Genomic DNA, 24545 nt, shown 5'->3' with positions numbered 1-24545 from the left:
ATGTTTTGGAACTATAGTGATATATATAATAAGAAAAAAGGAGGATGCTAATGCGAGTTCTTATTGTCGAAGATGAACAAGACTTACAAAATATATTAGTAAAACGATTAAATGCAGAATATTATAGTGTCGATGGATGTGGGAATGGAGCAGATGCCTTGGATTATATAAGCATTGCTACCTACGATTTGATTGTGCTTGATATTATGATTCCCGGAATAGATGGGTTACAAGTGTTACAAAGATTACGCGCAGACAATAATACAACTCCTGTCTTGCTTCTTACAGCTAAAGATACAATTGATGATCGCGTAAAAGGACTCGACTTAGGTGCGGATGATTATTTAGTAAAGCCATTTGCTTTTGATGAACTATTAGCAAGAATTCGAGTGTTGATGCGAAGAAAAACAGGGAATACCTCTAATGTGTTTGAAATTGCTGATCTAGTGGTGGATTGCAATATGCATAAAGTAACAAGGGGAGACCAGGTTATTAATCTTTCCAGTAAAGAATTTGCTATTTTAGAATATATGATTCGCAATAAAGAAGTTGTGTTGACACGAGATAAAATTGAGCAACATGTGTGGAATTACGACTATGAAGGTGGTTCGAATATTATTGATGTTTACGTCCGATACCTTCGTAAAAAAATTGATAGCCAGTTTGAAACGAAGTTAATTCATACGGTGCGAGGCACTGGTTACGTATTGCGAGTAGAATCATGAAAAGACTATCAATAAAAATGAGAGTAACCCTATGGTATACGGGGTTAGTTGTAATTATTATGGCACTCGTGTTAGCTTTTATTTTAGCTTCTTCAGATAAAGTTGTGCTTTTTAATATGAAAAATCAATTAAAGAGCACAGTAAAAGAAAGCATGGAAGATATCAAATATAAGCATGGGCAGTTAAAGATTGACGATGAGTTTGAAACTTTAGAAGATGGAGTAAATCTCCTCATTTATAGTAAGCAAGGTGAGCTACTGGCAGGAAATAGTCCAACAAGCTTTAATAAAAAGATATCGCTTAAATCCGATGAAATACAAACCATTAAAAATGGTAATAAAGAATGGATCGTATATGATTTTCTCCATAACGTAGGCGGCGATGAGCAAGTCTGGGTTCGTGGAATAATGACGATGAACCAATTATCATCAACGATGAATACGCTTATCGTGGTAACACTCATCTCTTTCCCATTACTTATTCTCATTGCGGCAGTGGGAGGATATTTTATTACGCAAAGAGCGTTTCGACCTGTGAAACAAATGAGTGATTCAGCTAGTGAAATTGGTGATGGTAAAGACCTTTCGAAGAGGATTAATTTACAAGGTTCATCGAAAGACGAAATGTATCATTTAGCACAAACCTTTGACAACATGTTTGAGCGATTGGAGACATCATTTGAAAGTGAAAAACAATTTACATCTGATGCATCTCATGAATTAAGAACGCCAACATCTGTGATTATTTCGCAATGCGAATACGCCTTATCGCAGAGGAATAATCCGAAAGAAATGGAAGAATCTTTAGAAGTAATTTTAAGGCAATCACGTAAAATGTCCTCGTTAATCTCGCAACTTTTATTATTAGCACGAGTTGACCAAGGAAAGCATGATACTTTTCAATTTGAATGTATCAATATGAGTGAATTAACGGAAATCGTTGTAGAAGAGCTTTCATTAATGGTTCAAGAAGCCTCGATTGATATAACAACAAATATAGAGGAAGACCTGTTTATTAAAGCAGATCAAACATTGATGATGCGTTTATTAATGAATTTATTAACGAATGCGATTGCTTATGGTAAAGAGAATGGTAGTGTGAATATACAACTGTGCCGTGATGGAACGAACATAATAGGTAAAGTCTCCGATAATGGCATAGGCATCAGCGAGCAACATATTACGAAAATATGGGAACGCTTCTATCGAGTTGATGCAGCACGAACATCTTCAAACATGGGAAACACAGGTTTAGGATTGTCGATGGTAAAATGGATTGTCGAACTACATGGAGGAGAAATTACCGTTGAAAGTAAATTAGGGGAAGGCAGTACTTTTACATTTAAACTACCAATTGAAAAACGAGCATAATGTATGCTCGTTTGTAGCTTTAGAATAAAGATGGATTTAAAAGCTCTCTTTAATCTTTATTTAAAAGTAAATGAAAGTAAATCGATTTAGTTATAAATTATGTTTTCAACATGATACAATACATTCCTTTTTAGTATGGAATTGAAACAACAAGAACAGATGATTAGTCTGTTTCTAACATCATAGATTTATATTTTCGAACGTGTTGCGCAAATGATTTCGGTGCGGAGTTCAAGGTTAAATGGGCTGAAGTTAATAAGTAGTCTGCTATATGTTGTCTATTAATTAGGAAAAGGGCACTCCATTGAGGGAGTGCCCTTTTCCTAATTAATGATGGTAACAGATAAAAAACTCTTTGTATTACCAGGAGTCACCGTGGCTGGATTGCATGTACATAATTGTACTAGATTTAGTCGAATCAACTTGTTTCTTAGAATCTGATTGTGAAGGGAATGCTAATCCAATAGATAATGCAACTGAAAGTGATAAACCTAAAATCGTTCCAAAAAGTTTTTTCATTATTTTAACGCTCCTTTTTCAAAAGTTTTTTCTTTAGCTTGATGACTAATATAAAAGTATTTACTAGCTTTTACAGTGTCGCTTTCTTCGTAAAACTTGATTGCTAATTTTTCAGTGTATTCTTGTGTGTAAGAATAGAGTTGTTGTGTGTCGAAAAATGAGATAGCTTCCAAATATAATTCTTCGAGAATAGCAGCCGAAACACCTTTATTTATACAATCTAAAAGTTTGAAATGATATAGGTATTCTTTATTGTCTAGCTTCTCACAAATTGCTAATCCTCGTTCGATTAACTCGGCCGACTGTTCAAGTTCCCCAATCTTTAAATGTTCTCTAGCTTTAAGGAAGATGGCCCTAAAATGCTCTGGATTTTTAGTTGTTACTTCTGATAAGTGTCGAATTGCTAAAGCGGATAAGTTTTGGCTACTATATAAAAACCCTAAATTATTGCGGACTCTTAATATTAGGGAATCCTCATTATTTTTACGTAAAATATCTATTGCAGAATTAAATTTTTCTTCTGCTACAGGGAATTGTTTTATATCAATACATGCTAAACCGTATAAGTTCTCACAAGCGGCAACATTATTTTCATAGCCATTATGTTTAGAAAAGATTTCTTTAGCTTTAGTCACATGTTGAATTCCTAATAGAGGTTGATAGGTATGAAGATAGAAGTTAGCAAAACGATAGCTAAACTCGGCTATTTCAAGATCGTCATGAATATGTTGTAATAGTGTTTCGGCTTTTTCGTAGTATTTCCAGGCTTCATTGTTGTTGGAAATTAGTGTGGCATGAATCCCTTTGAAAAAGTGATAATAATAAGACAACGATTCATTTTTTGGTATATCCAGTGAATCAATTGCCTGGAAGCTTGTGGGTGTGATGCTTAAATGATCGAGCAAAACTTTAAAGCGAAAAGTAAGAAGTGAGTAATGGAATAGTAAATTTGGATCTTCATTAATACTTTTTATGTGTGTATCAATCTCTGTTTTTAAATGTTTTGCTTCTTTTAGGTGCTGGGCACGTATCTCTTGATACCAATTATTTAAAAGTTGTGTGATTATATCTTTTGTTTTTAGATGACTTACCATAATTCTCCCCGCTTTCTACTATATTTATTTGTATATTGATATGTATATACTAGCAAGAAATTAAGTGTGATAGAGTGATAGATAGTAAGAAAAAACTTTTTCAATAATTTTCTGATAATTCAAAAGGTAATTAGAATATAAATAAGATTCCTTAGATGGTGATCATTTATTTATTGCCAAAAAATAAGTGCATCGAGCAAGTATGACTATTGTACTTAAAACAAATAACAGCCTGTTTGTATGTTATTTTCTTAGTACTGTAAATAAGCATTTTACTCCATCGCTATCAATTTGAAAGAACAAGTGATCCCACTTTATGGTTATATGCAAAATTTAAAAAACATAAACAAGCAGAACCTTTTTATTTTGCTATCTTACGTATTTCATCCTGCACAAAAAAATATTTCTCAACATTTTGGCTGTTGAAAAAGATTGAATATTCGTATTATAACGAATATTATGTTGTTATCGACAAAAAAACGATAATTTGCAGACACTGGGGAGGAAATGCATTGAAAAAGGATAAGAAGTTAAAACCATTATCAGTTTTAGCAACAGCGGCAGTACTAAGTAGTAGTTTTGCTTTTGGAAGTCATGCGGCGTATGCTGATGCGCCATCATCTCTACCGATAGATGAGCATTTAATACCGGAGGAGCGTTTGGCAGAAGCGCTAAAACAACGGGGCGTAATTGATCAATCTGCATCACAAGCTGAGACGTCAAAGGCTGTTGAAAAATATGTTGAGAACAAGAAAGGGGAAAACCCTGGGAAAGAAGTCTTGACAGGAGATAGTCTTACGCAAGAAGCTTCTGATTTTATGAAAAAAGTAAAAGATTCAAAAATGAAGGAAAATGAACAGGCGCAGCAGCCAGAAGTAGGACCAGTAGCTGGACAAGGTGCAGGATTAAATCCAGGGAAATTAAATGGAAAAGTACCTACTACATCAGCGAAGCAAGCTGAGTACAATGGAGCTGTCCGAAAAGATAAAGTACTTGTTTTACTCGTAGAATTTAGCGATTTTAAGCATAACAATATTGATCAAGAGCCAGGATACATGTATTCTAAGGACTTCAATCGTGAACATTATCAAAAAATGTTATTTGGTGATGAACCGTTTACATTATTTGATGGATCGAAGATTAACACATTTAAACAATATTATGAAGAACAATCTGGTGGTAGCTACACAGTTGATGGAACTGTAACGGAATGGCTTACTGTTCCAGGAAAAGCTTCAGACTATGGTGCGGATGCTGGAACTGGTCATGATAACAAAGGTCCTTTAGGGCCACGTGATTTTGTGAAAGAAGCATTAAAAGCAGCGGTAGCAAAAGGGATCAATTTAGCAGACTATGATCAATTTGATCAATACGATCAAGATGGTGATGGAAATAAAAACGAGCCAGATGGCATTATTGATCATTTAATGGTTGTACATGCTGGTGTTGGTCAAGAAGCTGGCGGCGGTAAATTGAAAGATGATGCAATTTGGTCTCATCGTTCAAAACTTGGGTCAAAACCATATGCGATTGATGGTACAAAATCTTCTGTTTCAAATTGGGGCGGAAAGATGGCTGCATACGATTATACAATCGAGCCTGAAGATGGAGCGGTTGGTGTGTTTGCGCATGAGTATGGTCATGATTTAGGATTACCAGATGAGTACGATACGAAGTACTCAGGACAAGGTGAGCCTGTTGAGTCTTGGTCTATTATGAGTGGCGGTAGCTGGGCTGGAAAAATTGCGGGAACAGAGCCAACAAGTTTCTCACCACAAAATAAAGAGTTTTTCCAAAAGAATATGAAGGGCAATTGGGCGAATATCGTTGAGGTAGATTACGATAAACTTCGCACGGGAGTCGGTGTTGCAACATATTTAGATCAAAGTGTTACAAAATCAAAACGACCAGGAATCGTTCGTGTTAACTTACCGGACAAAGATATTAAAAATATCGAATCGGCATTTGGTAAGAAGTTTTACTACAGTACAAAAGGAAATGACATTCATACAACACTTGAGACACCAGTATTTGACTTAACAAATGCAACGGATGCTAAGTTTGATTATAAGGCATTCTACGAACTGGAAGCGAAGTATGATTTCCTTGACGTATATGCGATTGCAGAAGATGGAACGAAGACACGCATTGATAGAATGGGCGAAAAAGATGTAAAAGGCGGCGTGGATACAACTGATGGTAAGTGGGTTGATAAATCATACGATTTAAGCCAATTCAAAGGGAAAAAAGTAAAACTGCAATTTGAGTATTTAACAGATATTGCAGTAGCTTATAAAGGATTTGCATTAGATAATGCTGCATTAACTGTAAATGGAAAAGTTGTTTTCTCAGATGATGCAGAAGGCCAACCAGCAATGACACTAAAAGGATTTACGGTGTCTAACGGATTTGAACAGAAGAAAAATAACTACTATGTAGAGTGGAGAAATTACGCTGGTTCTGACACGGCTTTACAACATGCGCGTGGTCCAGTATTTAATACAGGAATGGTTGTATGGTATGCGGATCAAAGCTTTACAGATAACTGGGTAGGGGTTCATCCAGGTGAAGGATTCTTAGGAGTAGTAGATTCTCATCCAGAGGCAATCGTAGGGACATTAAATGGACAACCGACTGTGAAGAGCAGTACGCGTTATCAAATTGCTGATGCTGCATTCTCATTCGATCAAACGCCAGCATGGAGAGTAGATTCTCCAACTCGCGGTATCTTTGACTATAAAGGATTACCAGGTGTTGCGAAATTTGATGATTCTAAGCAGTATATCAACAGCGTGATTCCAGATGCAGGACGTAAGTTGCCGAAACTAGGATTAAAATTTGAAGTAGTAGGCCAAGCAGAAGACAAGTCTGCAGGTGCAGTTTGGATTCATCGATAAAATAAGGTGAAGTGAAGAGGAGCTGTCTCATAAGTTGGTGAAACCGACTTATGGACAGCTCTTTTTTTATTGTAGAAAAGGGACCGTTTAGGAACTAGTTCATGGACAAGAATGATATAAAATTTATCTCGCTATTTGCCGGGCAGTAAGACCCCCACCTCAAAATTCAGTGGAAGCAAAGAAGTTAGGTGGGGCTCGGGCTGCCCGTAAACGCCCGATTGGTGAAGGCTAATAATCAGTGGGGGATGAACAAAACCCCCACTGATTAAAGTTTCACTTTATTTTCAATACGAGTGAACAAACATAAACTTAAATATTAGAAAATATAGATGAAATTCCGCTATTATACCTTTCAATAAAATAATAATAGCATTATATATTATAAGGAATGCTTGTCCTTAATTGTAAATGAAAGGGGGAAATTGATATGAGTTATGGCTATGGTTATTCTTCTAAAAAATGTTGTAAAAATTACAATGAAACGTTATCAACGGGTGTATTACGTAGAAATTCTGCTACTTTATTTCTTACTGTTGATGCTATGAATGTTGATCCAGATGATACTCATAGAGTAACTGTTGAAATGTTTGATTGGTCATCTGGTTCTCCTGTATTGTTACCATTAGTAGATCCTTCTACACGAACATTAGCACCTAATCAATATGTTACTTTTCGTTCGACAGCTCTTCCTCCAGGACTTTTTGCTTACGAAGTAAGAATAATTCATCCAAATGATAGAGATGTTGTTACGAATGTTTTTGGTCTTAGTGCAATCGTATTTAATCCACAAGAAGGAAATAATGTTTTACAACATGATTTAGCAAAATTAGATCTTAAATAGATTTTATAAAAGTCTAAATATGGAAATGGCTAAGCAAAGGAAGTAGGATGTAAAGCTACTTCCTTTACTTAACATCAACTATATAAAAAAATTTAGTGTCATCATCGGTACATAGGACAGCACGATTTAGCAAATCAATATTAACGATAGTCATATAACTAAAGAGTAAATAACCGTCTTCATAATATATAATTAATATTTCTTCTTCGGATGATAAGGAGTATAACAATAGTATGTATTTCGTTTGCTTGTATAAAGAAAATTGTATAGAGAGAAGAAGGATCTCCTTAAAGGAGATCCTTCTTACGTTTTGTCATTTTTAAAGAAATCTTTCATCATTTTAGAGTTTTTCATGTTTAATGTCACACCTTCAACCTTATCTTTCTTCTCATCTTTAGCAATCGTAATTTGTTCCTTATTATCAAACCACACAAGAAACTCTTCTTTTGAGTCATCTTTATATGTAACGGTTATAGTAGAATGTACCGATTGTTTCTTTTTTTGATCTAATGTAATTGTTTTCGAGGTTCCATTTTGAACTGCCGAAACGATAGGTTTTATCATTTCTTCATTGTCTGTTTGAGATTTGGAAATAGTATTATTTGTTGTTTTCAGTATTTCAATGTCTGTAATATTAGCGGAATTTAATTGAAATGTATTTTGTGTATGTTCTTGCTTAGCCTGCGAAGTTTTATCTGTAGCAGAGGTGTTTGTACAGCCAATTAAAGTGAAAGATAGAGCGGTTAGAGCGCATATAGATATGATTTTTCTCATAGTATCCCTCCTTATGTTTAATTATAACAATTTTCTGTTAATTTATATAGTTATTGTAAGGAGAAGATGTTTTAAAGTGGTAAATGATGTTGTTCATTTTCTATTAAAATCAAAATTCACATAACTTTTTTCATATTTTATGTTTAACATTGGGAAAATGGGTGTACTACATATAATATAACAAATAATTCATTTTAAAGGAGGAAGGTAAAGATGGAAACGAAGTATAGTAAACCTTTTGTATATGAATTTATTACGGAAAAAGAGGTCATGAATGCGGCGAATGATCTAGTGAAGAAAGGAATAGACCAAAAAGATATTTACGTATTAACACATGAGAAAGAAAGGACAGATAGAATCGCAGACAATGCAGATGTGAATACAATTGGAATAAAAGAGGAGGGACTTGGGACAAGTATTATTAACGTCTTTCAAAAAACGGGAGATCAGTTAAGAAATAAGATGCAAGAGTTAGGGCTTAATGAGGAAGAAGCTAACTTTTATGAAGAAAAACTGGATGAAGGAAAAATCTTGTTATTCGTTAAGGATTTAGAAAGAGTCGGTGAATGGCTACAAGAAAGAAGATGCACATATTCTCTTTAAATTTGTATCCTTTAAATCTATAAATCTATTACGAAAAGGAGATTGGAAATATGAGTGAGAGCGGGCTAAAAGAACAAATTACGGGTAAAGTTGAAAAGAAAAAGGGACAAGTAAAAGAAGGAATTGGTGAAGTTACAGAAGATAGAGAGTTGAAAAATGAAGGAAAGTGGGAGAAGACGAAGGGAACGATAAAAGAAAAAGTCGGAAAAGTGAAACAAAAGATAAGTGATGGATTGGATAATAAAGAATAATACATGTTTATCAAGCTTTGGTTACATACCAAAGCTTGATAAATCCAATATAAAACGAATATAGGAGGGTTAATAGTGGGACTTATTATTACGTGTATTGTAGGTGGACTTATTGGTGCGTTAGCTGGAATGATTACAGGAAAAGACTTTCCTTTAGGTATAGTTGGTAATGTGATTGCTGGTTTAATTGGATCTTGGGTAGGTAGTGCGTTATTTGGTCACTGGGGCCCTGAATGGGGAGGCATTTTTGTTCTTCCAGCGTTATTAGGTGCAATCGTCTTTATTTTAATCGTTACATTCTTCTCTAGAATGCTACGGAAAGCGTAAGTATGATAATGAATAGTAATCTTAAGTTTATTATATATAACTATAAAGTGAATGAACTGATAAATATACATAAAAAAGCATCCAATTAAACTAATTTGGATGCTTTTTTAATGTAATCTACATAGGAATGAGTGGGGGATGAAGGCCCCCACTCATTGAATTTACACTTTCCATTATGTATTAAACCATCGTTACTTTTTCACAATTATTTATTCTTACGACTTGCCTTGGTTCTATATGAGATAAGTTCTCGTTATTACCTATATCAACTACAATTGTATTCGTTAGTATGTTAATAATGGAACCAACTAATTTTGTAGCATGATCGTGTCGATAAGAAAATTGAACGAAATCTCCCTTTTTAAAGTTGTGCTCTTCCATAGATAGATCCCCCTAAAAATAATGTTTATACATTATACATACACAAATTTATAAGGTTTAAACATTCGGTAGTATTTTTTAAGTGTTAAGCCGAGAAAGGTGTGGGAAATTTATTTATAATGAAAATAAAAAAATATGTTTAAAATTAATTTTTATGGGTAATTAACATAGTAGTAGTTTGAGATAAGGGGGCGGAAATGATGAATTTGGCAATAAATATTTTACAAAATGATGTAGGTTATACGGTACAACTTAATGGTGAAATTGATGCATATACGGCATCAGATTTAAAAAATAAGATTATGCCTATTGCAAGCGAGAAAGAGGTTTATATCGTAGTAGATTTTAATAAGGTAGATTACATGGATAGTACAGGTTTAGGAGTTTTTATAGCGCTATTAAAAGCAGTTAAGAAAAATGATGGAAAACTAGAGTTTATCGGTGTATCTAAAAGACTAAAAAGATTATTCGATATTACAGGGTTAACAGAAATATTAAATTTGAATTCCGATTTTGAAAAAGTAGAAAGAAGGTGACTAGGGATGATGGAGAGATTTGAAAAGATAGAAATGAAAATTCCTGCAAAGGCAGAATATGTGGCTATTATTCGTTTAACGATGGCTGGTGTTGCGAACCGAATGGGCTTTGCTTATGACGATATAGAAGATATGAAAATTGCTATTAGTGAAGCATGTACAAACATTGTACAACATGCATACAAAGAAGATGTTGGAGAAATTACAATTGTCTTTGGTCTATATGAAGATCGATTAGAAATTATGGTTGCTGATAATGGGGTTAGCTTTGATTTTAGCAGTTTAAAAAGGAAAGTTGGTCCGTATGATATTAGTAAACCAGTAGAACATTTACCGGAAAATGGTTTAGGTTTATATTTAATCAATACGTTAATGGATGATATACAAATCATGCATGATGAGGGCATGACAGTTTTAATGACAAAATATATACAAAGAGAGCAGGTGGAGAATGATGGAAATCCAATCTCAACCTACAACTCTTACTAAAGAAGATGTTATTAAACTAATTGCAGAATTCCAACAAAACCAATGTGATGAAGCGCAAGAAAGATTAGTTAATCACTATAAAAATCTCGTATATTCCATTGCATATCGTTATTCAAAAGGCGGGCCTATGCATGAGGATATTATACAAGTAGGAATGTTAGGGCTCTTAGGCGCAATAAGAAGGTATGATTATTCGATAGGGAATGCTTTTGAGCCGTTTGCAATACCTACGATAGTAGGTGAAATAAAGAAGTATTTACGTGATAAAACTTGGGGTATTCATGTTCCAAGGCGAATTAAAGATTTAGGCGGGAAGATTAAACTTGCGATAGAGGAGCTAACAGATCACCTGCAACGTTCACCGAAGATTATAGAGATTGCGGATCATTTAGGACTATCCGAAGAGGAAGTGCTAGAAATTATGGATGCGAAAAATAATTATCGAGTATCTTCCTTAGATGATGTAGTTGAAAATTCATCTGATGGAAGTTCGGTAGCAAGAATTGAATCTGTAGGTGAAGTAGAGCAAGGATATGAACAGACAGAAAGGCGTCTCGTTTTAGAGGATATTTTTAACGTATTAAATGAGACAGAAAAGAGTGTTATTCATTATATATTTGGAGAAAATTTAAATCAAAAAGATACAGGGGAACGATTAGGTATTTCACAAATGCACGTTTCTCGTATTAAAAGACAAGCGATAAGTAAATTGAAGCAAGCCGCGTTTTTAGATACATAAAAATTTAAAATAATGATGTTTAAAATATGAGAAAAGGGGTAGTTATTAAGTATAGGAGGAGATATTAAAATGTCACACGATGTGAAAGAACTAATAGAAGGATTGAATGAAGATTTAGCAGGAGAATACTCGGCGATTATTATGTATAACCATAATGCAGCTACAGTTTCTGGTATATATAGACAAGTGTTAAAACCTTTCTTTGAATCTGAAATTAGTGATGAACAAGGACATGCCCTATATTTAGCGGAGAAAATTAAGACGCTAGGTGGTACACCTACTACGATCCCTTTACCAGTGAAACAAGTGGAAGATGTTAGAGAAATGTTAGAATCCGCTAGACAATCAGAATATGAAACAATTAAGCGTTATGAAACGAGAAAAGAACAGGCAGCGAAATTAAATATGACAGAGTTAGTTGTAAAACTAGAAGATATGATTGCAGATGAAACAAATCATATGGAAGAATTAGATCGTCTTTTAAATGATAAAGCAATGGTGTTAAATTAAAAGTGGAAATTTATAGAGTGAAAGAACAAATTCCTATTTCTAGGGGTTTGTTCTTTTGTTGTATAAATATGTTTGAGTACGAAATTTTCATTTTGTAACTGAGTATGTAATACTAGAAAAATAGAAAATTATAATAGATTTACATTTTAAATAAGAAAAGGGGAAATAACTTGTGTCCATTTTAATTGTTGATGATAATCCGGTTAACATATTTGTAATTGAGAAAATTTTAAAACAAGCCGGATATCATGATCTTGTATCGCTCAATTCTGCACAAGAGCTCTTCGAATACATACAGTTTGGAAAAGATTCTTCCAGGCATAATGAAATTGACTTAATACTATTAGATATTATGATGCCTGAAATTGATGGACTTGAAGTTTGTAGGCGATTACAAAAAGAGGAGAAGTTTAAAGATATCCCTATTATTTTTGTTACAGCTTTAGAGGATGCAAATAAATTAGCCGAAGCTCTTGATATGGGGGCAATGGATTATATTACGAAACCTATAAATAAAGTTGAACTATTAGCGCGTATGCGTGTAGCATTACGCTTGAAATCGGAATTAAATTGGCATAAAGAACAAGAAGAAAATCTTCGGAATGAACTAGATTTAGCTACACAAGTACAAAGAAACTTATTAAGTAGCCCATTAAGAGAAGATCATATAAAAATTGAAGCAAGTTACTTACCGTCATTCAAACTAGCTGGAGATATGTATTATTGGTACAAAATCGATGAAAATCGCTACGGTATTATATTATTAGATGTGATGGGACATGGTATATCTGCTTCATTAGTTTGTATGTTTATTTCTTCTGTATTACGCGAAACGATTAAATGTTTAATTGATCCAGAACTCGTCATTAAAGAATTAAATAAATATATGACCCTTTTACATAATGACAATGATAATATTCCCTATTATTTTACAGCGATATACTTAGTAGTTGATACAGAAAAGAGAACAATTGAATATGTAAATGCAGGACATCCTTCTGGATACGTGCTAGTTGATGAAGCGAATGTAGTGGAACTAAATCGCGGGAGTTGTGCGGTAGGATTTTTTGATGAAATAAAAGTTGAAAAGACAGTTATACCTTTTGAGAAGAACGCTCAAATAGTATTATTTACAGATGGTGTTCTTGAAGCAATTGCAAATGATGAATTTGAGTCTGAAGAGAAATTACGTGCTTTTACAGAAAGAAAATGGGGAGATTTAGAAGAAGAGATAGAAGGGTTTTATAAGGAAGAACAGAAGAAAACACAATCAGATGATATGTGTCTCATTATGATAAAAACGAATGCGAAATAAAAAGCGTATGAAATCCAAACAGAGGATTTCATACGCTTTTTTATTGTATTTTTTGATAAATTTGTTCACTAGGATTAAATTGGGTATAATGCGGCATTATATTTGAAAAACGAAGAGTTTCTTTATTCCCCAAACATAGGAATCCATTGTGGCCTAAACTTTCATAAAATAGTTGCTGTACTTGATTTTGAAGTTTACTTGTAAAGTAAATTAAAACGTTACGACAAAGTATAATATGAAATTCGTTAAAAGATTGATCAGTTACTAAATTATGCTGTGCGAAAATAATGTTTTGTAAAAGTGATGGATTAAAATAAGCAAAACGATTATCTGTTGAATAATAGTTAGAAAATGCTTGTGTACCGCCAGCTTGTAAATAGTTTTTCGTATAAGTTTGCATTTTATTTAAGGGGAGGATGCCTTGTTTTGCTTTTTCTAACACATTTGTATTCATATCTGTTGCGTAAATAACCGATTTTTCACTTAATCCTTCTTCGTGAAGTAAGATGGACATTGATAATACTTCTTCACCAGTTGCGCATCCAGCATGCCAAATTCTAATTTCAGGATTCTTTTTTAATTCAGGAATAACATGCTCTCTAAGCGCTTTAAAAAAGGCAGGGTTACGGAACATCTCAGTTACATTAATCGAGAAGTCATTTAATAACTGTTCTAAAACCCCTTCCTCGTGAATTACTTTTTCAATTAATTTTGAAATGGTTGGGATATTAGAGAGCTGCATTCGATTACAAATCCTTCTATAAATAGATGTGCGAGCATATTGGCGAAAATCAAATCCTGATAGTTTAAATACCGCTTCCAATAGTAATTCAATTTCTAAGTTCGTGCGCTCATCCGTATCTACTGATGGATCAAAATTATAATACTTATTTTCCACTCCAACTAAACCTCACTTATTTTATTAACCATACACTCATTACCGAATAGAGTTGATGTAGATTTAATGGTTTACTTATATAATCTGAAGCGCCAGCAGATAAACATTTTTCCTTATCATTTGGCATTGCTTTAGCAGTTAATGCGATAATAGGTATTTCATGTAACCTTAAGTTCATTCGGATATTTTCCATCGTTTCATAACCGTCCATATTCGGCATCATAATATCCATTAAAATAAGGTCAATATTTGTATTGCTTTTTAGTATTTCTAAACACTCTATGCCGTTTTGGGCAGTAATAATGTTGGCATTTTGTTTTTTTAATGCATTTTGTAACGCGAATATATTTCGATGATCATCATCGACAATTAAAATGGTTTTCTCTTGGAAGACGTTATTTGTTTCGGTAGTAATGATAGTTTCCTCAACAACTTCAGCAGGGATAACATCTTCTATCGTTGCTGCGACTTCTAAATTGGATACTTGGATTTCATTTAATCCATTTGGAAGGTTAGGAATATATACTGTGAAAGTACTGCCTTCTCCTACATTACTCTCTAACGTAATCCAACCACCTAATAATCTAGCAAACTCCTTACAAATAGATAAACCTAATCCTGTACCACCATATTTCCGAATCGTTGCGCCGTCTGCCTGTTGAAAGGCTTCGAAAATAAGTTGATGCTGTTCTTTAGCGATACCAATACCAGTATCTTTTACTGCAATTGTAATCCAGTCTTTACTTATAGACTGCATATCATGACTTAAATTGCTTGTTTCTATCGAATCGAAATGTAAAGAGACAGATCCTTTTTCTGTGAATTTAAATGCATTGGATAATAAGTTTTTAATAATTTGTTCAATCCGTTTTGCATCTGTATAAAACAGGTGAGGAATGGTGTCACTGTCTTCAATAGTAAATTCGACATTTTTTTGTGCAGCGATATGTAAAAAGTTTTGATGCATATTGGCTGCCATGTCACTTATGTTCGTTGCTTCAAAAATGATGTCTAGTTTGCCTGCTTCTACTTTAGATAAATCTAGTATGTCATTAATTAAAGTAAGTAAGTCTTTCCCTGATGAATGAATGACAGTTGCTAGTTCAATTTCATCATCCGATAAATGATTATCATGATTTTCTCTTAACATTTCAGATAATAGTAAAATACTATTTAACGGTGTGCGTAATTCATGTGACATATTTGCTAGGAACTCAGATTTGTATTTTGAGCTGCGTAACAACTCGCTTGCTTTTTCTTCTAATTCTGATTTGGTAATTTGTAAGTCAGCTGTCTTTTGTTCAGCTTCTTCAGTTCTAGACTCTAATTGTTCATTCGTTGTTCGTAATTCTTCAGCTTGCATTTGTAGTTCTTCAGCTTGCGTTTGTAATTCTTCTGATTGAACTTGTAACTCTTCTGTCATTACTTGTGATTCATGTAAAAGAGTTTGAATTCGCATACGTCCTATAATGCTATGGATTGTTAAACCTAGATTATCAATAGTTTGTTGAATTAAATCTTGATGTAAGTCTGAAATCTCAGTTACACTTACTAACTCCATTACTGCAATCACTTCATCCTCAAATAAGATAGGGATGACTAGTAGATTTTTAGGATGTATTTCTAATACTCCGCTAGTGACATAACGAAACTCTTCGGGTATGTCCCTGAGAATAAAACTTTTCTTTTCTAAGGCAGACTGTCCAATGAAACCTTCACCCATTTTAATAGATTGTTTTCCAATATCAGCACCTTGATCGGCGAAAGAAGCTTTTTTCACATAGTAGACAGTTTCTTCATATTCTTCACGTACATAAAATGCACCGCAAGAAGTTTGCGTTTTTTGTATAATTCCACTCAAAATTTTGTTGCCTAACATCTCGATAGAAGATACACCTTGATACATTAAAATTAATTCTGCAAGCTCTGTTTGTAACCACTCTCTTTTTGATATTTCGTCTAGTAGGTGATTTGTTGTATGAGCAAGATCTTTTATTTCATCATGTGTGTTTACATGAATTCTTTCCGTAATTTTTTCTTTGGAAGAAATTGATTTAATAGCTTGAATTACATTTTTAATCGTTTTTGTAATGGAATTCGAAATATAGAGTGAAACGATAATGGAAATAAAAGAAAGTAAGAACAATAAACTGTATAACCAAATCTCTAATTTATTATTTTCAATATCTAATTGTGCAGCTCTTTTTTTCGTTAGTTGCTCCTCAGTGCTCCGGAAGTTAGTTAGCTGCGACTGTAATGACTGAATTTGAGTCGTGTCGATTGTTTGTACATTATTACTATTATTATTTGTAATAAGTGGGTGAATCTCTTTATTAATCCAACTAGTAATGTTTTCGTTAATCTGTTTTAATTTTTCTTGCTGAGAGGGGTTATCCTCTAATAGAGCAAAAAGATCTTGATAATGTTTTTCGTAATCTTTTTCCGCGGAGTTAAGGGATTGCACGTAATTTGGGTTATTAGAAATGATAAACCCTTTCGCCTTATTTTCAATTGTTAGCAATTCTTTCTCCACTTGATTCGTTAAATTAAGAACTTTAAAATCGTGATCAATAATAAAATTACGAGATTTTTGTAAGCTAGAAATCTCATTGTTTAACATAATGAAAGAAACAAGTAAGAACAAAATGATAACTAAATAACCAGCCATAATTTTGTAGCGAATACTAAATTTTGCTTTCGAGTTCATTAAAAATTCCTACCTTCAAGAGTATTAAAAGTTTCCTATTGTAAAGAATGAAAAACGTAATATATATTATATCAGTTTTCATAAGGCCAAACTAGAAATCCCCCTATTGTATTAGGGGGTTCTTTTTTAATAGAGGAAATCATTTTGAAATAAAAATATATATGAAAGGTAGTAAACGAGGGAATAGAGGATAACAAAAATTCTAAGAAGGAAAGAGTGTTCTTAAAGCTCTTTTTGCATCTATTCCTTCAAAAATAAATAATACAAGCTCTCTCTTTTTTACCGTAAGGAAAAAGGATACTAATGTGCTTAAGTTTTTAATAGAAGTAAGTGTTCCGTGTTTACTTATAAACAAGTTCGTTTGAAATGTTGTCATTAAAGCGTAAAAATGATGAATCTGAGTTATTGTAGGCGTTTCATTATAAGAAATAGTAGTAGAGTGAATGGCGTTCATCGTAATATTCCTTTCCATATAGTAAGCATAACAATATAAACATACCCGTTTTAAAAAATGTTAAACATATAAATAAGAAAAAATATAAGTATAGTTTTTTACGTTTAGAAAAGGTTAGGAAGGGTATACATATACTACAAAGAGATTGACAGAAGATGAATTGTAAGATGTCTATGTTTAGTAGATTAGTCTATCAAAATATACTTTTATTTTTAAATAAAAAGGAGCCTGATATACATGAATGAAATGATGGTTGATATTACATTTGATTTAATTTACTTGTTAAGTAGTTCACTTGTAGTGCTTTTACTATTCGCTTTTTTCGTAAATGGTTATGTTAATAAGAAGGTTAGTGTATACAGAAATGAAGAAAAATAAAGATACATTATATAAAACTTTAGGAGGTTAATAGTTATGAATGTAGATAGAAAAATAGTAGGTGTTTTTAGAACAATTGATGATGCGGCACTCGTTATTAATGAATTAAATGATAAAGGATACTCAGCAGATAACATTTCAGCTATTGCAAAAGATCAAAAGGAAATTGAACACCTTGAAGAAAAATCAGGTGAAAAAGTAAATCATGAAACTGCACATAAAGCGGATATCTTTTCAGCGACAGGGCTTGTAGCAGGAGGTGTAGCAGGCGGACTCGGTGGTTTATTAACAGGTCTTGGTATACTTGCCGTTTCTGGAATGGGTCCAATCGTAGCAGTAGGACCGATCGCAGCAGCTATTGGAGGAGCCGGTATTGGCGGTGGAGCTGGAAGTTTAATAGGAGCATTTATAGGATTAGGAATTCCAGAAGAACATGCTAAAAAGTATGAAGAATATATTTACGATGGCAATATATTAATTTTAGTAGATGCAAAATTAGATGATAAGTTAGAAATCTATAAAATATTTGATAAGCATAATGCTTATAACTCTGATTTCTTTAAATAAAATGATGAAAAATGTAAACAAAGTGAATATCGTTTTTTGATCTTACAACTTTGGCGCGGCCGAGGAGTCGTATGACTATAAGAGAGGAAGGGCTTATAGTAAAAGATCAAGTTCTATTCTGTTATTTAAAAGGGAAGGGTGTCGTTTCGTGATTGTAAAAATATTAAAGGATAGCAGTAATTGTTTCCTTTGTACAGTTCAAAATAAAAATGGAGACCAGTATGTGAAGAAATGGTTTCGTAAACATGAGAACAATGAAGAATTAGGACGACCAACTTTCAAAGAAGTAGAAAAGGACTGGAAAGAAAATAAAGAATCGTTTATGTATCCTAATGTTAAAGCGCTTTATTGAACATAATAGTCACTTTATTCTTACAAAACTGTCACATTCCTGTAAGGTAATTCAATAGATTAGTTGTTTGTTCCATGTCATAATAAAGACATAAGAAAGCCAATTAAAACTACAATTTATTAGGAGAGTGTCAGTCATGATTGTAACAACAACGTCTGGAATTCAAGGTAAAGAAATTATTGAGTATATCGATATTGTAAATGGTGAAGCTATTATGGGTGCAAATATTGTCCGCGACTTATTCGCTTCTGTTCGTGATGTTGTCGGTGGTCGTGCTGGTTCTTACGAAAGCAAGCTAAAAGAAGCTCGTGATATCGCAATGGATGAAATGAAAGAACTTGCAAAACAAAAAGGTGCGAACGCTATCGTTGGTATTGACGTAGATTATGAAGTTGTTCGTGATGGAATGTTAATGGTTGCTGTCAGTGGTACAGCTGTACGTATATAAGTAAATAAAAAACAGGCTCCCCCTCGAAGCTTATGCTTTGAGGGGATTTTTTTGTTTTCAATTTGTAGAAGTAAAGGAATGAGCTGGATCCTTTAGGAAAAAGCCCATTCTTTTCATTTAAGCTATTTTCGCTTCTATCTTTCTTTTGTTCATGACTAAAGTTAAAATGAACAAAACTAAGCTTAGAAGTGCCATTATAATAAAAATTTGCGTATAACTATTAAAATAGTCACGAGCGATTCCTGCTAAGACAGGAATGAATCCGCCCATAATGTATCCTCCTGACTGCATCATAGCAGTCCATGCACTCGCATCTTCGGAAGTTTTTGTTTCGTATAGTGGTAGCATGAGAGCGAGTGGAAATACGCCGCCGAGCCCGATACCTAATAAAATAGAAGGGATCCATGGTGTAGTTAGTGGGTAAATCATAAGCGATAAACCTGCGAGTACAAAGCATATACTCCCTAATAACCAAAGTGGTCTGTTTTTATAAATATCGGCTAATGTTGGAATTAAAAAGCTGCATATCATTTGAATAACTGTAAATACAGTTATTAGAGTACCAGCCTGTCCGCTACTGACACCCATACTTTGATTTGCTGGTGCTAGCCAAGTCGTAATGGAATAAAAGATTCCTGATTGTAGGCCGAAAAAGATTGTGAACAACCATGCTTTTTTATTTCTTAAAGGTAAATTATTATTCTTTTTATTTTGTATGCTCGTATTCTTTTTTCGTTTCATAACCGGATACCAAAATATAATAGCGATAATAGTAAGTACACCCCAAAAAGCGAGTGCCATATTCCAAGATCCTTTTAATACATGTTGTAAAGGAAGCGTTAATCCTGCGCTTAAAGAAGCGCCAGTTCCCATACCTACTGAATATATTCCAATCATTAAGCCGATTTTCGTAGGGAATTTTTCCTTAATAAAACCTGATAGTAACGGCCCTGCAAGTGCAATTCCAATGCCGATAAATAAAGCGCTTGTGAATAAGGTGAGAATGGAAGAAGTAAAAGCTCTCATACATGTTGCAAAGCCAATTAAAATAAGACAAGCCATAATTGCTTTTTCTGCCCCATATTTTTTAATTACCTTCCCGGTTAGTAAGGCGAATGTCCCCATACAAAAAACAGGAATGGCTGTTAAAAAACTAACGGAAAAATTGCTTATATTTAAGTCTTGTCGGATTGTTTCTAATAAAGGTGAAATAGATGTAATTCCGATACGTAAATTAATAGAAGTAAAAAATAGTGCTAGTATATACAAATAAGTTCGTTCTTGATGTTTCAATTTCATTTTCTCCTCTCTTAAACATCAGATGTTATTGAGTATATCATCTGATGTTTAAGTGTAATATATAAGGAGCTTATTTCAGCTCCAAATTTTGAACAACGTATGTTCGAGCCTCTTCGGCATTTTGTTTTAATATAGCTTGGAATAATTTTTCATGAATTTCAGAGTTATCTTCATAGTCAGCTGTATTTAATATTAATTGGCTTAAAATATGACGAAGGGCAGGCACGAAAGATTGATATAAATCAAGTAGAACTTCGTTTTTGCTCGCCGTTGCAATTGCTAAATGAAACTGAATGTCTGCATCTATGTAAGCTACATAATTTCCTTCTCGAAGGGCATTTCTTCTTTTATCCAAATGTCCTTTTAAGTATAAAAGATCCTCTTCGCTTCGGCGCTGTGCCGCTAACATAGCTACTTCTTTATCTAACATATTTCGTGCTTCATACACATGATTAATATTTGCTGCCTGCAATCGTTTTTCAAATGAATCTTGCGTAGTATTTAGTGAGACAATACGAGTACCTTGTCCTTGTCGAACTTCTAAGATACCAGCATGTACTAATATCTTTATGCTTTCTCGCAGCGTCGAACGCCCTACACCTAACTTTTCCATTAATTGGGGCTCTGTAGGGAGGCGATCACCAACTTCGTACTCGCCAGAAAAGATTTTTTCTTGTAGACGTTCCAACACTTCATCGACTAATTTTCGTCGAGAAACTTTTGAAAAAGATTTCTTTTCATTTATATTCATCTGCTCATCTCCTGTTATATTCGCTTTTATAATAACCAATTTAAGTTCTGTTGACAATGTTATTTTTTAGGTGGTTGAAGCGGAATACTAAAATCAGATTTATAAGGCATAAAAAAATCCATTTTGAAAAAAATCAATCAAAATGAATTCTTCAACCGCATTTAATAACTCGTCAAAAATACTTTTCCTTTTGCTTTCTCAGCAGACTGCACAACATCAACCGCAGTTTTCACATCCGCTAAGTCATACGTAGAATGTACTGTCATAAAACGTAATTTTTTATCCTCAACTAAACGAATTAAGTGACGAAACGTTTCTTGCCATTTATACGGTGACACGTCTGTATTCCAATGTCGTAAATGAAATATGTTAGCATGCACCTTTGCTTTCGTAACAATTTCGGCCCAGTTTACTTGTACGCCGGATAGAAGACCGATAGTTAAAAAGTGTCCATTTGGACGTACACAAAATGCTAATTCATTTCCATCGAATCCTCCAATAGAATCAATCGCAGCATCTGCGCCTATCCCGTTCGTTAACTCCATAACGGTTTCATAAAGCGGAACAGTGGAAGTATCTATTACATATTCAGCACCGAGCTGAAGTAATTTCTCTGTATGTTTACTATTTCTAGTCACTGCAATGAGTCGAAAGTTTAAAATTTGTGATAACTGTGCAAAAAGATGACCTATAGCGGATCCACAAGCGTTTACTAATAAAACGTTATCTCGTTTTAAGTTTAGCGTTTCTGTACACGTAACCCAAGCTGTTAATGGGTTGATGTACATTTGTGCAGCTGTAAAATCATCAATTGAATCGGGAATAAGGACTACAAAATCAGCTGATGTCTTCACATATTCTTGCCAAGTACCTTCCCCGCGTAAAGGTAGCACGCGTTTACCGATAAGGTCTCTAGAAACACTCGCACCAACATCTTCAACAATACCAACACCTTCATAACCAGGTATGTTAGGTAAAGGAATTCTATGGGCATACGCTCCAGTTACAGGAATTAAGTCAGATGGATTAATCGGTCTAACTAATATACGAACTAGCACTTCATTATCTTTTAATGGTTCTATATTTTTATATTCAACTTGTAATACATCTTTTGGGTTACCAAACTTATGAAATTGAATGCATGTTCCGCGCAAAATAATGGTTCCTCCTTAATGTAGTCAAATGTATTATAGCATTTTTAGCTTGGCTACTTATTTTGTTACATATATAAAAGGGAATAGAAATTTTAAAGAGGGAGTAAACATGAAGAATTAGCCCAATAAAAACTAAAGTTAAAGGCACCCGAACGAGTGCTTTTATTTTGTTTTTACCAATATAATTTAAAGATTATATATAAATGGGGGAGTCAGCATGAATAAAAAGATAATCTGGGGAATTTTAGGGATTGTTGTGATCATGATAGCCCTTGTGAGTATGAATGTATTACAAAAAAATGCCAAAGAAGCAGAGGAAAAGAAGAAACGTGAAGCTAGCTATGTTCAAGCCGCAGCGGAATTTTATAATAATATTGAATTAATGGGATTTGTTGCTGATTTTGTTTTACCGCAATATTCAGAGTCCTGGTCTAAAGCTATTGATGACCGCCGAAATTTTAACATAGCTTTAAATGCTAAGAAAAAATCTCTAAATTCAATGGTGGCTCAATCTTCTGTAATATATAGTGATATGGAAGGGCAATTAAAAAAGGTATCTGAAGCTGCGAAAGAAAATCCAAATAAGTACAAAGAACTTTATGATGAATACAAGAAGATGTATGGAATTGTTACATCTTTAAAGGAACAAACAGAATCTCCTAGTGGAACTCTGATAACGTTTAATCAAAATGCAAACATGTTATTCCAAGAATACAAGAAATATAAAGGGAATATTGATGTGGCTATATCAGAGGATATAAAAAATGAAGTAGAGAAGATTCAAGAAAAAAACAAAAAATAATCGCAAAATAAAATATATGGCCTAAAAAGAACAATTTTAAATTCTATTATATAATGAGAGCTTTAAAAGTTTGTAATGGGGGAATTATAGATGGAGCTATTTAAAGGTAAAGTTGTTTGTCCAAGATGTGATGGGAATGGTCTCGTTTGTAAAGTTGAAATAAAAGACATTGATAAAGTTGTATATGTTTGTGATGAATGTGACGCAACGTGGTTACATAAGGATAGGTTTGGGATGAATAATTTTGTGAACTACGAGACGTTTCCTAGAGAAAATTCATTGTCTTATATGGAGGCTAATGTTGTTCGTTTAGGCTATGATTGGTACAAAGGATAAGCGATTTTTCAAATAGAAGAAGCTACTTTTAAAGTAGCTTCTTCTATTTGTCTATTAAGCCGAAGCCTTCTTCATTCTCTCAAGTAAACTAGATAAAATATGCGTACGATAAGATTCTAGTTTTTTACCTTCATAAGTACGGATACCTAATTTTTTAAGTTCTTTTACATACCAACCTTTGCTTCCGAAATACATGTGATCGCTCCCCTTCAACTTTGTTTTATTTGTTCTGATTGTACTTGGAGGTACAGGTAATATAATGAAGGAAATGAATTTCGTGCGAAAATGGTTAACTTTGTTGCAAAAGACATATATACTAAAGGTAGTATATAACGAGGTGGGCAAGACGTGATTATAGAGAAGCACGAAATTCAAATTGACCAAATTACGAGCGGTAAAGTGAATATCTTTACTTTCTATAGAAATAGAAAGCAAATTGATGATCATTTTTTACGTTTACAAGAACCATCGCTTACAGCAAACTACTTCTTCCATTTTCATTTTGATGCAGAGAGCTTACACCTTCTGCAGGAAGAGTTTCCGGGCATATATCCGTACGACGGTAGTGAAACGATTCATAACTGGACGGAAAAGATGAAGGCAGAATTGCAACATCAGATCCAAACAGGTAAATGGAATAAACGCGTACGTATCGGTAATCGCATTCTAGATGTGGAGTTTACGTGGTGCGACGAAGATATAGTAGAGTGAAAAAGAAGCGGATGACGCTTCTTTTTTTAGCGCTGGAATAAAACGAGCTTACCTGCAGAAGATGTGCAGCGATGTGTTTTTTCGTGCAATCCTTTTTCTTGTAAAATAGATTCACCTTTTGCTTTCGCTTCTTTTTCAGTTGCCGCCTCAAATGATTCGTCCAATGCTTTTGAACCATCTTTTTCAAAGACTGTTAGAACGTATACTCCCATGAAAATTCCCTCCAAAAATTAAAATCAGAATCTTATAACTATTTTGGCATAAATCACTAGAATATGCAAAGAAATATATGACATTGCATGTTACAATAAAGTGAC

31 protein-coding genes and 1 pseudogene are annotated in these 24545 nt (G+C 33.7%); 19 read left to right on the top strand and 13 right to left on the bottom strand.

What is annotated here, in order from left to right:
• The first annotated feature begins 50 nt into the window (after positions 1 to 50).
• Positions 51 to 725 (top strand): response regulator transcription factor, encoded by a 675-nt coding sequence (locus JDS81_RS09665; RefSeq protein ID WP_097953139.1) that lies wholly within the window; start codon positions 51 to 53, stop codon positions 723 to 725.
• Positions 722 to 2095 carry a sensor histidine kinase gene (locus JDS81_RS09660; protein ID WP_097953140.1) on the top strand — a complete coding sequence of 458 codons (1374 nt, stop codon included), beginning with the start codon at positions 722 to 724 and terminating at the stop codon, positions 2093 to 2095. Before JDS81_RS09665 ends, JDS81_RS09660 begins: the two co-directional genes overlap by 4 nt.
• Before the next feature lie 360 nt (positions 2096 to 2455).
• On the opposite strand, the gene JDS81_RS09655 is transcribed toward JDS81_RS09660, so the two are convergent.
• Positions 2456 to 2614: a hypothetical protein gene (locus JDS81_RS09655; RefSeq protein WP_000732343.1), complete on the bottom strand. Its 159-nt coding sequence runs from the start codon at positions 2612 to 2614 to the stop codon at positions 2456 to 2458.
• Positions 2614 to 3708: a response regulator aspartate phosphatase gene (locus JDS81_RS09650; protein WP_097953141.1), complete on the bottom strand. Its 1095-nt coding sequence runs from the start codon at positions 3706 to 3708 to the stop codon at positions 2614 to 2616. Before JDS81_RS09650 ends, JDS81_RS09655 begins: the two co-directional genes overlap by 1 nt.
• A 512-nt stretch (positions 3709 to 4220) precedes the next feature.
• Between JDS81_RS09650 and JDS81_RS09645 the strand changes: the two genes are divergently transcribed.
• Positions 4221 to 6605, top strand: coding sequence for an immune inhibitor A domain-containing protein (locus JDS81_RS09645; RefSeq protein ID WP_097953142.1), 2385 nt, complete (start codon positions 4221 to 4223; stop codon positions 6603 to 6605).
• Between the two features lie 427 nt (positions 6606 to 7032).
• Positions 7033 to 7446, top strand: coding sequence for a hypothetical protein (locus tag JDS81_RS09640; protein WP_097953143.1), 414 nt, complete (start codon positions 7033 to 7035; stop codon positions 7444 to 7446).
• 64 nt (positions 7447 to 7510) lie between these two features.
• Here JDS81_RS09640 and JDS81_RS09635 read toward each other — a convergent pair.
• Both JDS81_RS09635 and JDS81_RS09630 read right to left on the bottom strand, forming a co-directional pair.
• Positions 7511 to 7678 (bottom strand): annotated as a pseudogene (locus JDS81_RS09635) (YolD-like family protein); the annotation flags it as partial.
• Between the two features lie 71 nt (positions 7679 to 7749).
• Positions 7750 to 8220: a hypothetical protein gene (locus JDS81_RS09630; protein ID WP_097953144.1), complete on the bottom strand. Its 471-nt coding sequence runs from the start codon at positions 8218 to 8220 to the stop codon at positions 7750 to 7752.
• Between the two features lie 213 nt (positions 8221 to 8433).
• Between JDS81_RS09630 and JDS81_RS09625 the strand changes: the two genes are divergently transcribed.
• From JDS81_RS09625 to JDS81_RS09615, 3 genes are all read left to right on the top strand, one after another.
• The gene (locus tag JDS81_RS09625) at positions 8434 to 8823 is read left to right on the top strand and encodes a YflT domain-containing protein (RefSeq protein ID WP_000448810.1); all 390 of its coding nucleotides are present in this window, start codon (positions 8434 to 8436) and stop codon (positions 8821 to 8823) included.
• A 50-nt stretch (positions 8824 to 8873) separates the two neighbouring features.
• On the top strand, positions 8874 to 9074 hold the full coding sequence (locus JDS81_RS09620; protein WP_000004263.1) for a CsbD family protein: 201 nt from the start codon (positions 8874 to 8876) through the stop codon (positions 9072 to 9074).
• 75 nt (positions 9075 to 9149) lie between these two features.
• Positions 9150 to 9401 carry a GlsB/YeaQ/YmgE family stress response membrane protein gene (locus tag JDS81_RS09615; RefSeq protein ID WP_000522903.1) on the top strand — a complete coding sequence of 84 codons (252 nt, stop codon included), beginning with the start codon at positions 9150 to 9152 and terminating at the stop codon, positions 9399 to 9401.
• Positions 9402 to 9581: 180 nt separating this feature from the next.
• On the opposite strand, the gene JDS81_RS09610 is transcribed toward JDS81_RS09615, so the two are convergent.
• Positions 9582 to 9782 (bottom strand): hypothetical protein, encoded by a 201-nt coding sequence (locus JDS81_RS09610; protein ID WP_000391001.1) that lies wholly within the window; start codon positions 9780 to 9782, stop codon positions 9582 to 9584.
• Positions 9783 to 9979: 197 nt separating this feature from the next.
• Between JDS81_RS09610 and rsbV the strand changes: the two genes are divergently transcribed.
• The 5 genes from rsbV to JDS81_RS09585 all read left to right on the top strand — a co-directional run bounded on the left by rsbV (position 9980) and on the right by JDS81_RS09585 (position 13371).
• A complete protein-coding gene (gene rsbV, locus JDS81_RS09605; RefSeq protein WP_002059297.1) occupies positions 9980 to 10318 on the top strand; it encodes an anti sigma b factor antagonist RsbV in 339 nt (112 codons plus the stop codon).
• Between the two features lie 6 nt (positions 10319 to 10324).
• Entirely contained in the window at positions 10325 to 10807 is a 483-nt protein-coding gene (rsbW, locus tag JDS81_RS09600) for an anti-sigma B factor RsbW (RefSeq protein ID WP_002059299.1), read from the top strand.
• Positions 10770 to 11546 (top strand): RNA polymerase sigma factor SigB, encoded by a 777-nt coding sequence (gene sigB, locus JDS81_RS09595; RefSeq protein ID WP_033662965.1) that lies wholly within the window; start codon positions 10770 to 10772, stop codon positions 11544 to 11546. The genes rsbW and sigB overlap by 38 nt, the downstream gene beginning before the upstream one ends.
• Before the next feature lie 69 nt (positions 11547 to 11615).
• Positions 11616 to 12056, top strand: coding sequence for a ferritin-like domain-containing protein (locus tag JDS81_RS09590; protein WP_000017755.1), 441 nt, complete (start codon positions 11616 to 11618; stop codon positions 12054 to 12056).
• 172 nt (positions 12057 to 12228) lie between these two features.
• Positions 12229 to 13371, top strand: coding sequence for a fused response regulator/phosphatase (locus tag JDS81_RS09585; RefSeq protein ID WP_000025507.1), 1143 nt, complete (start codon positions 12229 to 12231; stop codon positions 13369 to 13371).
• Positions 13372 to 13411: 40 nt separating this feature from the next.
• On the opposite strand, the gene JDS81_RS09580 is transcribed toward JDS81_RS09585, so the two are convergent.
• The 3 genes from JDS81_RS09580 to JDS81_RS09570 form a co-directional block, all read right to left on the bottom strand.
• A complete protein-coding gene (locus JDS81_RS09580; RefSeq protein ID WP_000429038.1) occupies positions 13412 to 14269 on the bottom strand; it encodes a CheR family methyltransferase in 858 nt (285 codons plus the stop codon).
• 16 nt (positions 14270 to 14285) lie between these two features.
• Positions 14286 to 16976, bottom strand: a complete 2691-nt coding sequence (locus tag JDS81_RS09575) for an ATP-binding protein (RefSeq protein WP_097953145.1) — start codon at positions 16974 to 16976, stop codon at positions 14286 to 14288.
• A gap of 202 nt (positions 16977 to 17178) precedes the next feature.
• Positions 17179 to 17430: a hypothetical protein gene (locus JDS81_RS09570; RefSeq protein WP_000991353.1), complete on the bottom strand. Its 252-nt coding sequence runs from the start codon at positions 17428 to 17430 to the stop codon at positions 17179 to 17181.
• Between the two features lie 237 nt (positions 17431 to 17667).
• On the opposite strand from JDS81_RS09570, the gene JDS81_RS09565 reads away from it, so the two are divergent.
• From JDS81_RS09565 to JDS81_RS09550, 4 genes are all read left to right on the top strand, one after another.
• On the top strand, positions 17668 to 17808 hold the full coding sequence (locus tag JDS81_RS09565) for a hypothetical protein (protein ID WP_001004572.1): 141 nt from the start codon (positions 17668 to 17670) through the stop codon (positions 17806 to 17808).
• 36 nt (positions 17809 to 17844) lie between these two features.
• Entirely contained in the window at positions 17845 to 18375 is a 531-nt protein-coding gene (locus tag JDS81_RS09560; RefSeq protein WP_097953146.1) for a general stress protein, read from the top strand.
• Between the two features lie 148 nt (positions 18376 to 18523).
• The gene (locus JDS81_RS09555) at positions 18524 to 18727 is read left to right on the top strand and encodes a DUF4028 family protein (protein ID WP_097953147.1); all 204 of its coding nucleotides are present in this window, start codon (positions 18524 to 18526) and stop codon (positions 18725 to 18727) included.
• Between the two features lie 136 nt (positions 18728 to 18863).
• A complete protein-coding gene (locus JDS81_RS09550) occupies positions 18864 to 19175 on the top strand; it encodes a YbjQ family protein (RefSeq protein WP_000637510.1) in 312 nt (103 codons plus the stop codon).
• Positions 19176 to 19292: 117 nt separating this feature from the next.
• On the opposite strand, the gene JDS81_RS09545 is transcribed toward JDS81_RS09550, so the two are convergent.
• The 3 genes from JDS81_RS09545 to JDS81_RS09535 all read right to left on the bottom strand — a co-directional run bounded on the left by JDS81_RS09545 (position 19293) and on the right by JDS81_RS09535 (position 22382).
• Complete coding sequence (locus JDS81_RS09545) at positions 19293 to 20474, bottom strand: MFS transporter (protein ID WP_000768276.1); 1182 nt, start codon at positions 20472 to 20474, stop codon at positions 19293 to 19295.
• Positions 20475 to 20544: 70 nt separating this feature from the next.
• Complete coding sequence (locus JDS81_RS09540) at positions 20545 to 21225, bottom strand: FadR/GntR family transcriptional regulator (RefSeq protein ID WP_097953148.1); 681 nt, start codon at positions 21223 to 21225, stop codon at positions 20545 to 20547.
• Between the two features lie 161 nt (positions 21226 to 21386).
• Entirely contained in the window at positions 21387 to 22382 is a 996-nt protein-coding gene (locus JDS81_RS09535; protein ID WP_097953149.1) for a zinc-dependent alcohol dehydrogenase family protein, read from the bottom strand.
• A gap of 214 nt (positions 22383 to 22596) precedes the next feature.
• Between JDS81_RS09535 and JDS81_RS09530 the strand changes: the two genes are divergently transcribed.
• Entirely contained in the window at positions 22597 to 23181 is a 585-nt protein-coding gene (locus tag JDS81_RS09530; RefSeq protein ID WP_097953150.1) for a hypothetical protein, read from the top strand.
• Between the two features lie 90 nt (positions 23182 to 23271).
• Positions 23272 to 23517, top strand: a complete 246-nt coding sequence (locus JDS81_RS09525) for a 3'-5' exonuclease (RefSeq protein ID WP_097953151.1) — start codon at positions 23272 to 23274, stop codon at positions 23515 to 23517.
• A gap of 54 nt (positions 23518 to 23571) precedes the next feature.
• Here JDS81_RS09525 and JDS81_RS09520 read toward each other — a convergent pair whose 3' ends face one another.
• A complete protein-coding gene (locus tag JDS81_RS09520) occupies positions 23572 to 23712 on the bottom strand; it encodes a YflJ family protein (RefSeq protein WP_000273535.1) in 141 nt (46 codons plus the stop codon).
• A 153-nt stretch (positions 23713 to 23865) separates the two neighbouring features.
• On the opposite strand from JDS81_RS09520, the gene JDS81_RS09515 reads away from it, so the two are divergent.
• Positions 23866 to 24228: a hypothetical protein gene (locus JDS81_RS09515; protein ID WP_000582774.1), complete on the top strand. Its 363-nt coding sequence runs from the start codon at positions 23866 to 23868 to the stop codon at positions 24226 to 24228.
• Positions 24229 to 24254: 26 nt separating this feature from the next.
• Here the strand turns inward: JDS81_RS09515 and JDS81_RS09510 are convergent, their stop codons facing one another.
• Positions 24255 to 24440 carry a YhzD family protein gene (locus JDS81_RS09510; protein WP_000539550.1) on the bottom strand — a complete coding sequence of 62 codons (186 nt, stop codon included), beginning with the start codon at positions 24438 to 24440 and terminating at the stop codon, positions 24255 to 24257.
• Between the last annotated feature and the right edge of the window lie 105 nt (positions 24441 to 24545).

The organism is Bacillus cereus group sp. N31, assembly GCF_016483245.1.
GTDB lineage: Bacteria > Bacillota > Bacilli > Bacillales > Bacillaceae_G > Bacillus_A > Bacillus_A toyonensis.
This window is presented reverse-complemented; position numbering and strand designations above follow the sequence as displayed.